Origin of the sequence: Lachnoanaerobaculum sanguinis, assembly GCF_033242365.1 — a bacterium.
Lineage (GTDB): Bacteria > Bacillota > Clostridia > Lachnospirales > Lachnospiraceae > Lachnoanaerobaculum > Lachnoanaerobaculum sanguinis.
On sequence record NZ_BTHK01000008.1, the window covers coordinates 117,502 to 127,096 of the forward strand.

The 9,595-nt window shown below is 37.5% G+C and carries 11 protein-coding genes and 2 pseudogenes; 3 read left to right on the forward strand and 10 right to left on the reverse strand.

Annotated features, from left to right (window positions below; translation table 11 throughout):
- Positions 1–96 precede the first annotated feature (96 nt).
- The 3 genes from SBH76_RS07195 to SBH76_RS07205 form a co-directional block, all read right to left on the reverse strand.
- Positions 97–705: a hypothetical protein gene (locus tag SBH76_RS07195; RefSeq protein WP_317977316.1), complete on the reverse strand. Its 609-nt coding sequence runs from the start codon at positions 703–705 to the stop codon at positions 97–99.
- Between the two features lie 9 nt (positions 706–714).
- Positions 715–1,428 carry a plasmid recombination protein gene (locus tag SBH76_RS07200; protein ID WP_317977317.1) on the reverse strand — a complete coding sequence of 238 codons (714 nt, stop codon included), beginning with the start codon at positions 1,426–1,428 and terminating at the stop codon, positions 715–717.
- Positions 1,429–1,570: 142 nt separating this feature from the next.
- Positions 1,571–1,813, reverse strand: coding sequence for a hypothetical protein (locus tag SBH76_RS07205; RefSeq protein ID WP_317977318.1), 243 nt, complete (start codon positions 1,811–1,813; stop codon positions 1,571–1,573).
- 175 nt (positions 1,814–1,988) lie between these two features.
- Between SBH76_RS07205 and SBH76_RS13935 the strand changes: the two are divergent.
- The 3 genes and pseudogenes from SBH76_RS13935 to SBH76_RS07215 form a co-directional block, all read left to right on the forward strand.
- A pseudogene (locus tag SBH76_RS13935) lies at positions 1,989–2,123 on the forward strand (helix-turn-helix domain-containing protein); the annotation flags it as partial.
- A gap of 18 nt (positions 2,124–2,141) precedes the next feature.
- Entirely contained in the window at positions 2,142–2,291 is a 150-nt protein-coding gene (locus SBH76_RS07210; protein ID WP_317977319.1) for a hypothetical protein, read from the forward strand.
- 377 nt (positions 2,292–2,668) lie between these two features.
- A pseudogene (locus SBH76_RS07215) lies at positions 2,669–3,484 on the forward strand (tyrosine-type recombinase/integrase).
- A 191-nt stretch (positions 3,485–3,675) separates the two neighbouring features.
- Here the strand turns inward: SBH76_RS07215 and rpsI are convergent.
- The 7 genes from rpsI to SBH76_RS07250 form a co-directional block, all read right to left on the reverse strand.
- Entirely contained in the window at positions 3,676–4,068 is a 393-nt protein-coding gene (gene rpsI / locus SBH76_RS07220; protein WP_007590784.1) for a 30S ribosomal protein S9, read from the reverse strand.
- Positions 4,069–4,091: 23 nt separating this feature from the next.
- On the reverse strand, positions 4,092–4,526 hold the full coding sequence (rplM, locus tag SBH76_RS07225) for a 50S ribosomal protein L13 (RefSeq protein WP_007590782.1): 435 nt from the start codon (positions 4,524–4,526) through the stop codon (positions 4,092–4,094).
- 173 nt (positions 4,527–4,699) lie between these two features.
- The gene (locus tag SBH76_RS07230; RefSeq protein ID WP_034212707.1) at positions 4,700–5,224 is read right to left on the reverse strand and encodes an adenine phosphoribosyltransferase; all 525 of its coding nucleotides are present in this window, start codon (positions 5,222–5,224) and stop codon (positions 4,700–4,702) included.
- Positions 5,225–5,285: 61 nt separating this feature from the next.
- Complete coding sequence (glyA, locus tag SBH76_RS07235) at positions 5,286–6,533, reverse strand: serine hydroxymethyltransferase (RefSeq protein WP_034212708.1); 1,248 nt, start codon at positions 6,531–6,533, stop codon at positions 5,286–5,288.
- 79 nt (positions 6,534–6,612) lie between these two features.
- Positions 6,613–8,334: a single-stranded-DNA-specific exonuclease RecJ gene (recJ, locus tag SBH76_RS07240; RefSeq protein ID WP_317977320.1), complete on the reverse strand. Its 1,722-nt coding sequence runs from the start codon at positions 8,332–8,334 to the stop codon at positions 6,613–6,615.
- Positions 8,335–8,365: 31 nt separating this feature from the next.
- Positions 8,366–8,644 (reverse strand): barstar family protein, encoded by a 279-nt coding sequence (locus SBH76_RS07245; protein WP_317977321.1) that lies wholly within the window; start codon positions 8,642–8,644, stop codon positions 8,366–8,368.
- Positions 8,645–8,654: 10 nt separating this feature from the next.
- The gene (locus SBH76_RS07250; protein ID WP_317977322.1) at positions 8,655–9,281 is read right to left on the reverse strand and encodes a ribonuclease domain-containing protein; all 627 of its coding nucleotides are present in this window, start codon (positions 9,279–9,281) and stop codon (positions 8,655–8,657) included.
- Positions 9,282–9,595 lie beyond the last annotated feature (314 nt).

Sequence of the window (9,595 nt, forward strand, 5' to 3'; positions counted from 1 at the left end):
TGAGCAAACACAAACCAGATACTATTTGCCCCTCTACCAAATAACGTCCGGATAATTATCGCCTTCCCCTCATCCTCGTCCGCTCCACCTCTCGCATCATCTCTTCCGCTGCCACAATCCCTTGTTCCAACTGTTCCAGCGTACCAATTCGGTTCTCCAGCCTAAATTTTCCTGAATGCTGTCAATGCTGTACTTTTCTTTTGTTACAACATTCATATATGCTTTCAATCGGTAATCATAACCTTCATTCTTATAGTCTAAAAATGCCGGTGCAACATCTCCTTTACTCGTTTTCCATCGCATAAGCCTCGGAAACCAGCACACACTATCAACAATCAATTCCTTAAATGCTCTAAGAAACTGCCCCAATGCATTTAATAGACCTCTAAAACTGTTTCCAGCTTCAATATCCTTCTTATGCTCTACACAATTTGCAAATTCTTCAATTAGCGGCGACAGAGGAAGATATGCTGAAATATACTCTTTAAGCATTGCCAGTGTATTCTTAAACTGTTCCCACTTGGAGATCTCATCCTCGTATTCTTCCAACTTATCCCTCTTATAAGAAATCGCATAATCCAGTTTCAAATTTTCACTTTGCTTTTCAGAAATCTCTTGTTTGATTTCTCTAAGCTCATCTTCACTCTCACGCTGCACCTGACGGTAAGCAAGTTTGGATACAAATAATTCATTATCTACATCCACAACTTCCCTTTATAAATTTTTCAAATGCTCTGTTTCATTAGCAACCTTATATTCCATAATCGACAAATCATGATTCAATTCCTGCTTTTTCTCAGCAAGTTCTTCCTTAACATTGAACCTGAAACACGAACATGCTTCTTCCCTTAATTTATCCTGTAATATTACAGATAAACTTTCCGGCGTGAATACATTACGCTTGGATACCTTCTTTGTCAGCCCCTTTTTAGCTCCTTTCCATACAGGAACTCCTACCACATGCATATGAGGACTTGCTTTGTCAAAGTGTATTACCGCATTTTCCACCTTGAAATTTGGAAGAAGTCTTTCCATTGTGGATAACAAATAAGCATACACTTTGTACATCTTTTCCTTTTTATCCGTATGTTCTTCCCAGGATTTCTTATCTCCGCATTGAAAATAATCTCGACTGCCATATCCTGATTCCAAATTGGCTACATGCTCAAAGTAATCCTCTATCCGTCTGTCAGCCCGCTTTTGCTTTTGATTATATTGTTGTACCACTTCATCAAATTCCTGATGATAGACATTCTTCACATCCTGATACAAATCTTCCGTTCCTCTCAAAAGTAAAATATTATCGGAACTGTATTCCGGCGATTTATACTTTCGCAAATTGTGTTTTGCTACTCCAAGCAATTTACTCTTACTTGTTATGGCACTCTTTCCATTGCTAATGTGTGCTGAGTAAGAAACATTACCCATAGGCACCTCTCCTTCCTTCTTAAATCAGATTTCCCGCTCTCCGAGGGTTACACCGACAAGAAGTAAACTTCGTCGGTGTATATTAGCTACCTCCCATACTGATATATCTATCCATCGTGACCACATCCTTTCCTAACCTAATCTATACCGCTTCCGATACATCTCTGAAGTAACCTGTCTCTTCCCTTACCTTCTTATCTGGACAATAGTAGCTGAACTCATTTGAGTTACCTACTTTAATTGCGGTGCCAAATTTGAAAATTCCCTGTTGAAGTTCAACACTTACATACTGTGCATCCTTCCCCATTGCCTGTGCAATTTTTTTTATTGGTACATTCCGTCCTGTAAAAGCTGGTAAATCAACCTTGTATTGTACCTCTGGCATTTCTACAAACTCCTGCGTATAGAGCATTTCTTTCTCTGTTTGTATTCTGCATTATACAGAGATTTGTTTGCCCTACCAATAGTATTAATAACAATGTTAATAATTCATTTTTGATATGTTAGATTGACTTTACAGGAGGTTGGTAAGATGAATACAGGTAAAAAAAATTAAGATAATCCTTACATTTCGAGGATTATCTCAAAAAGAACTTGGAGAAGCGTGTGGCATCCACGAAGTTGCCATCCGCAAGTATGAATTAGGCAAGAATATTCCAAAACCTGAACAACTTAGAAAAATCGCAGAAGCACTTAATGTCAATGTAAACTCATTGGTTGAGTTCGACATTCAGGCTGATAGCGATGTACTCCCTCTCCTCTTTGCCATTGATGAAGTATTCAATGTATCAATTAAAGAGGCAGATGGCGAGCCAGGAATATTTTTTGACAACAAGAAGCTTGTACAATTTTTAAAAGACTGACAGGCAATGAAGGAATTACTTTGATCCGGAAGTCAGACAGAAGATAATTATGAAATTTGGAAAGCCATACGCCCAAGTGTAACAAAAACAATCCACGAGGATTAGCAACTACTCTGTTTTGCTATCAGCTTGCTGAATCCAAAGCGAAAGGAATGGTGCTTATGAAGTTACCCAACGGATACGGAAACGTTGTAAAACTTTCCGGGAAAAGAAGAAAGCCTTATCAGGTCAGAAAGACAACAGGCTGGCACTATGATAAGGAAAAAGACAAACAGGTTCAGGATATGATTACAATTGGATACGCTGCTACTAGAGCTGAAGGCTTACAGATGCTTGCAGAGTACAACAATAATCCATTCGATACCAAAGCTACCAAGATGACCTTCTCTGATGTATATGAAGAATGGTCCAAGCGTAAGTATCCTACTGTATCCGAATCCAATGTCAAAGGATATACCGCATCCTATAAAGTCTGCGTCACCCTCTATAACAAAGTTTTTAAGGATATTCGATTGGTGGATTTACAAAATGTCATTGATACCTGTGGTAAGAATTATCCTACTCTCAGGAAAATCAAAGTGCTTTTCAATCAGCTTTACGATTACGCCTTGAAAAACGATATTTGCAACAAAGATTATTCAAGTTTTGTGGATGTAGCACAGTACAAAGACCGCAACCCGAATAAGTATGACAGAAACAAATTTGAGAAGGATGAAATTGAGAGAATCTGGGAACAGAAAGATGATAAGTATTATCAGATTGTTCTGATGCTTCTCTACAACGGAGTCAGAATCTCAGAATTGCTTGATTTGAAAAAGGAACATGTTCACCTCGATGAACAATACTTTGATGTAATCAGCAGTAAAACAGAAAACGGCATCCGAAAAGTACCTATTGCAGATAAGGTTCTGTCATTCTACAAAAGTTGGTACTAATCCTGTCCTGACTGTGAATATCTGCTTCATAAGGAAGACAGAAAGCATTTCACTTACAGAAACTATTATGACAGCTACTTCCATCCATTAATGGAACAGTTAAAGATTAATCGAACACCACATTGTTGTAGACACACATGCGTGTCCATGTTGGCAGAAGCTGGTGTAGATCAAACAATTATCAAGAAGATTGTGGGGCACTCCGGAGCCATGACACTTACAGAAAAGTATATACCCACTTTGATATTAATGAGTTAGTAGATGCAATTAATCGAATATAACACGAAAGGACATTCCCAGATTTCTCTGAAAATGTCCTATACATATCATCGATATATTTGTTGCATTACTGTTGCATACGAAGTAATTTCCAACCCATTTGACAACATTCCACAACTTCTGTAACCCTTGTAAATCGGGCTTTTCTTGATATTCTTGTTTCGAGGAAATTATCTCTTTGAGAACTGTGGTGCTCTTCTTGCGGACTTAAGACCGTATTTCTTACGCTCTTTCATTCTTGGATCTCTTGTAAGGAATCCTGCCTTCTTTAAAGTTGGTCTGTACTCCTCATCTGCGTGAAGAAGTGCTCTTGATATACCATGTCTGATAGCTCCGGCCTGGCCTGTGAAACCACCACCGCAAACATTTACAAGTACATCAAACTTATTTACATTGTCTGTAGCCACTAAAGGCTGACGAACAACAACCTTCAATGTCTCAAGACCAAAATACTCATCAATATCTCTTTTATTTATTGTTATCTTACCTGTTCCAGGTACAAGATATACTCTGGCGATAGAACTTTTTCTTCTACCTGTTCCGTAAAACTTATCGTTAGTCATACCATTCTCCTTCTTAAAGATTATTAGCCTTTAATTTCCAATACTACCGGCTTCTGTGCCTGATGTCCATGAGTCTCGCCTGCATAAACATGAAGCTTTCTGTACATATCTCTACCAAGTGGTCCCTTTGGAAGCATGCCCTTGATGGCAAGCTCTACTACTCTCTCAGGCTTCTTTGCAAGAAGTTCACGAAGAGTTGTCTCTCTCATACCACCAACATACTCTGAATGGTTGTAATAAATCTTCTGATCTAACTTTTTACCTGTAACCTTTACCTCAGCAGCATTGATTACGATAACATAGTCTCCACAATCAACATGTGGTGTAAATTCCGGTTTGTTCTTTCCTCTTAATACACTTGCAACTTCTGAAGCAAGTCGTCCCAATGTAGCTCCCTTTGCATCGACAACATACCATTTTCTGTCGATCTTATCCGGATTAGCCATAAAAGTTTTCATTGACTGACCTCCATTAATCTTTTAACTTCGCTTTATATGGATAAATGCTCTCCGGGGCATTGGAATAAGCATTAATCTCTAATGTCACAATTAATAATTATATTTAATCATAGCTTAAATGTCAATATCCTTTAAGCTATTTATTTTTATTTTTTTATTTTAATTTGACCTTTTTATTTTCCCTCATACTTTATAAGGCTGGCAATATTGTATTTTGAAAGCTTTTCTCTTCCTTTGAGACCTTCAAGTTCCATTACAAATACAATCTTTACAATCTCACCGCCAAGGCTTTCAACAAGTTTTGTGATAGCCTCAATTGTACCGCCCGTAGCTATCAAATCGTCTATTATAACAACTTTGTCGCCCGGCTTTATGGCATCCTTATGAATTTCTATTGTAGCCTTGCCGTATTCAAGATCGTAATCCATACTTACGGTCTCACATGGAAGCTTACCTTTTTTTCTTACAGGGATAAAAGCTTTGTGCTCTGCATAAGCCACAGGTACACCGAAGATAAAGCCTCTTGATTCAGGTCCCAAGATAAGGTCATAATCAAGACCTTTAAGTTCAGCTCTTAAGCCGTCTATACTCATAACAAGTCCGTCAGGGTCCTGTAATATAGTAGTCACATCCCTAAAAATTATTCCGGGCTCCGGAAAATCGGGGATACTTCTTACATAGTCCTTTAATTCTTTCATAATACACACCAAATCGGCCCAAAATATTTATTGGGCCGGCCTTTCTGAAATATTTACAATATTATTTATAGATAGGATACTTATCCATAAGTTTTGTAACTTCAGCTCTTATCTCATCTGCCTTTGCATCAAACTCAAATGCAGCCATTCTGATAAGTCTTGCTATAGTCTTCATATCCTCTTCCACAAGTCCTCTGCTTGTTACTGCAGGAGTACCTATTCTTACTCCACTTGTTGTAAAAGGACTCTCAGGATCGTTTGGAACGGTGTTCTTGTTCAAAGTAATATATACCTCATCACATTTATTTTGAAGTTCCTTTCCTGTAACACCTGTACCTCTAAGGTCAAGCAACATCAAATGGTTGTCTGTACCTCCTGTAAGTATATTGAATCCCTCAGCTATCAAAGCATCTGCCAATGCCTTGGCATTCTTTACTATCTGCTCCTGATATGTCTTAAATTCAGGCTTTAGAGCCTCACCGAAGCATACAGCCTTTGATGCTATTACGTGCTCAAGCGGACCGCCCTGTATTCCCGGGAATACAGCCTTATTAAAGTTAAATTTCTCGGCGGCTTCCTTGTTTGCCAAAATAAGTCCGCCTCTCGGTCCTCTTAGTGTCTTATGTGTTGTTGTAGTTACAACGTCAGCAATTCCGATAGGTGAAGGATGAAGTCCTGCAGCTACAAGTCCCGCAATATGAGCCATATCAACCATCAAATATGCGCCCACCTTATCTGCAACTTCTCTGAATCTCTTAAAGTCGATAGTTCTTGCATATGCACTTGCACCTGCTATTATCATTTTAGGTTTACACTCGACAGCAATCTTTTCAAGCTCATCATAGTCTATAAAGCCTTCATCATTTACACCGTAAGGTACTATATTAAAATATTTTCCTGAAAAGTTTACAGCTGAACCATGTGTCAAATGTCCACCATGATTCAAATTCATTCCAAGTACAGTATCTCCCGCCTCAAGCATTGCTAAGAATACAGCCATATTTGCCTGAGCTCCTGAGTGAGGCTGTACATTTGCATAGTCACATCCGAAAAGCTTCTTTGCTCTCTCAATTGCAATACTTTCTACTATATCTACATCTTCACATCCGCCGTAATATCTCTTTCCCGGATATCCTTCGGCATATTTATTTGTAAGGACTGTTCCCATTGCCATCATTACAGCTTCAGATACAATATTTTCTGATGCAATAAGCTCAAGATTTCTTCTCTGTCTGTTTGCCTCTTTTTCTACTGCAATGCCAACCTCAGGGTCAAGTTCCTTTAAAAAGTTCATCACTTCATTAACCATATCTTTATCTCCTAACTACAACTGTATTGATGTTGTCTATGAAAGTATACAATAAATCAAATCTCTTTGCTATATGTTTTTACCTATAATTACTTATAACTATCTGAAGGCTCTCTCTTCCGTTATACTCATTGATATCAGGATAATATATTATATCCATTTCTTTTCTATCCCCTATATCTTCGAAGAATTCTTCACCGTCACCGAAATATATTCCTTCAACTGCAGTCCCGTCAGTATCTTCCAAAAGCATCTTTACAACATTTTTATTCTTTCCGAGTATCTTTTTTGAAAGTATTTTTATATCTTTTCTTGCAAACTTCGGTTTTTCATTCTTATTTCCAAAAGGTTCCAGCTTCTCAAGTTCTCTAACGAAATCAAGATTCAAATATGAAAACGGAAGTGCAATATCTATCCAGACCTTTTGCACAAAATCCTCTTCGCATAGTTTTGAGTTCATATTAAGCCTGTTTCTGAACTCATCAAGTCTGTTTTTTTCAAGACTCATTCCTGCAGCCATATGATGTCCGCCAAATTTTGCAAATACATCTTTGACTTCATACAGTGCTTCAAACATGTTGTAGCTTTCTATAGATCTGCCCGATCCCTTTATCATATCTTCCTCACCGAAGGCTTCCGTAAGTATGATGGTCGGTTTTCCGAGAGCTTCTCTTACTCTACCGGCTATTATTCCGGCTATTGATTCATGGCAATCATCTAAATGTATTACAAGAATATCATCATCCCTATATTCTTTTTCTGCAATCTCTATAGCTCTTTTTACATTCTTTAATGTAAGATCCTTTCGCTCATCATTTAATTCCTTCAGATGGGCGGCATATTCATCCGCTTCTTCTTTACTTTCAGCCATAAACATATTCAGTGCAATCAGAGCATTTTCAAGTCTACCGCCGGCATTTAAGCATGGTCCAAGTACAAATCCTATACTGTATGCACTTAGTTTTTTGCCTTCCATTCCTGTAGCCCTTATAAGAGCCTGAAGTCCAAGATTATTTGTATTCATCAAACTTTTCAGCCCGTTTTTTACCAATATCCTGTTTTCATCAATTAAAGGCATTACATCTCCGACAGTAGCTATGGCCGCTACTTCCAAGAGATCTTTAAGTTTAGGATCATCATAAATCTTTTTTCCGTTGTTTCGCTTCTCATAAATATATTCCATAAGCTTATATGCCACCAGACCTCCGCATATACTCTTAAAAGGATATTTACAATCACTTCTTTTCGGATTTATTACTACATTTGCAACAGGTAAAAGGTCCTTATCATTCTCCTGATACACCTCATGATGATCGGTGATAATTACTTTAATTCCAAGCTCCCTTGCAAGCTCCATCTGGGAATGTGCCGCAATACCGTTATCACAGGTAATAATCATATCCACTCCGTCATTTGCGGCATCATTTATTATATTATCATTGATTCCGTAACCGTCCTTTATTCTGTCCGGTATCCTCACATCTACGTTTGCTCCGAAATATTTTAATGCTCTTACCAGAATATAAGACGAGCATACTCCATCTATATCATAGTCACCTACTACCCTGATCTTCTTTCCGCTATTTATTTCCTCAGTTATGATATCATAAGCTTCATTTATACCTGTCAGATCTTTCGGATCATGCATCAGACTCATGTCATTTTGAAGAAATATCGGGAAATCTTCTTCCTTTATATCCCTGTTTATTATTATCCTTGCCAATACCGGTGAAATATTAAAACGGGCTGATATTTTTTCAAACTCAGCCCGCTTTGTATAAAGCATCCACTTTGACTCCATCTATTCTCCAATCTAAAAATTCAAAACGAACTTATAATTGCTTTCTCTTATTTACCTTTGTCTTTATTATAGCCAAATGTGTATTTGCAGCTACCGCATCGCTGAACACTTCAAGCACAGCTCTTTGCATATCATTTTCAGCATCATATCTTATATCTATAGCTGTATCTGAGCTTATATCAGTAAGACAATCATATAGTGCGTCAAGATTTCCCCCGTAATAATCGGGAAACTTCATTTTCTTTTTCAAATAATTATGTATCTCATTTTTTTCGCTGAATTTATCTAATTTCAAAGTTATATTATTCATTTAATTTTCCCTAATATATTTGTTCGAAAGTATTGTAATGATCCTCTGTGTAGAATACCAGGCCGTCATTTGAATAAACAAGCCTTTTGGCACCTCTGTATCCACCGTCATAATCAATATCACATTCAAAATATCTTCTTCCGTTTGCTCTTGGCAGTGCACCCTCATAATTTCCGAAGGCGCTTCCGCCTATACTCATTCCCGGCAGTATATCTGAGAGATTCCCCTTTGAAGGATCCCATCCCATATCCTGTGCTTCTTTCTTTGTAATATAGTTTACCGGAAGTTTTCCATAAGTATGAATGTATAGCGCAACTTCTTCCTTGGAAGTATAGTTTCCGTTTTCTTCTACCTGTACCTCTTTTTTGGTTGCACTTTCTTGAAGTGTTTCTTCTTCAGACTCGGTAATCGCGGTAGTTTCTTCTTTACTCGTCGACTCTTTACTTTGACTTTTTCCGTCTTTGACACTTTCCGTTTTGGAACTTTCTATCTTAGAGCTTTCTGTTTTCGCGCTCTCTTTCTTTGCTTCCTGTCTTGTGCATGCACCAAGAGCAAACATTAAGCCAAGTATTATTATCGGAAGCCACCAAAGCAGTTTTTTCAGCAAACTTCCACCGTCTTTTTTCTTTTTTGTCATTTCTCTCTTACCTCACATTTCTATAATTATACGTAATGAGATAGGTCTTAGCAACCAAAAAATATATTAAGTTTGACCTTGGCTATTATGTTTTGTATAATAGTATTTGAAACAACTAAAAATAAATTTAAGGTATGGTTATTTATGAAAATACATATATTACAAACAGGAGAAATGATGCGGGTCTTTGACAGTTTGTTTACCTAAATAGGCATAAAAAAAGTCCTGCAACCCGCATATAGCCTACATTTCTTACTTAAAATTTTTGTCAAAATATTCGTTTTATTATATAGTATTTTCTAGTATTTTATGGT

Excerpts from the sequence above, each read along its gene's own strand:
- SBH76_RS07200 (WP_317977317.1), bottom strand. The coding sequence starts at position 1,428 with ATGGGTAATGTTTCTTACTCAGCACACATTAGCAATGGAAAGAGTGCC.
- SBH76_RS07205 (WP_317977318.1), bottom strand. The coding sequence starts at position 1,813 with ATGCCAGAGGTACAATACAAGGTTGATTTACCAGCTTTTACAGGACGG.
- rpsI (WP_007590784.1), bottom strand. The coding sequence starts at position 4,068 with ATGACTAACGATAAGTTTTACGGAACAGGTAGAAGAAAAAGTTCTATC.
- rplM (WP_007590782.1), bottom strand. The coding sequence starts at position 4,526 with ATGAAAACTTTTATGGCTAATCCGGATAAGATCGACAGAAAATGGTAT.
- SBH76_RS07230 (WP_034212707.1), bottom strand. The coding sequence starts at position 5,224 with ATGAAAGAATTAAAGGACTATGTAAGAAGTATCCCCGATTTTCCGGAG.
- glyA (WP_034212708.1), bottom strand. The coding sequence starts at position 6,533 with ATGGTTAATGAAGTGATGAACTTTTTAAAGGAACTTGACCCTGAGGTT.
- recJ (WP_317977320.1), bottom strand. The coding sequence starts at position 8,334 with ATGGAGTCAAAGTGGATGCTTTATACAAAGCGGGCTGAGTTTGAAAAA.
- SBH76_RS07245 (WP_317977321.1), bottom strand. The coding sequence starts at position 8,644 with ATGAATAATATAACTTTGAAATTAGATAAATTCAGCGAAAAAAATGAG.
- SBH76_RS07250 (WP_317977322.1), bottom strand. The coding sequence starts at position 9,281 with ATGACAAAAAAGAAAAAAGACGGTGGAAGTTTGCTGAAAAAACTGCTT.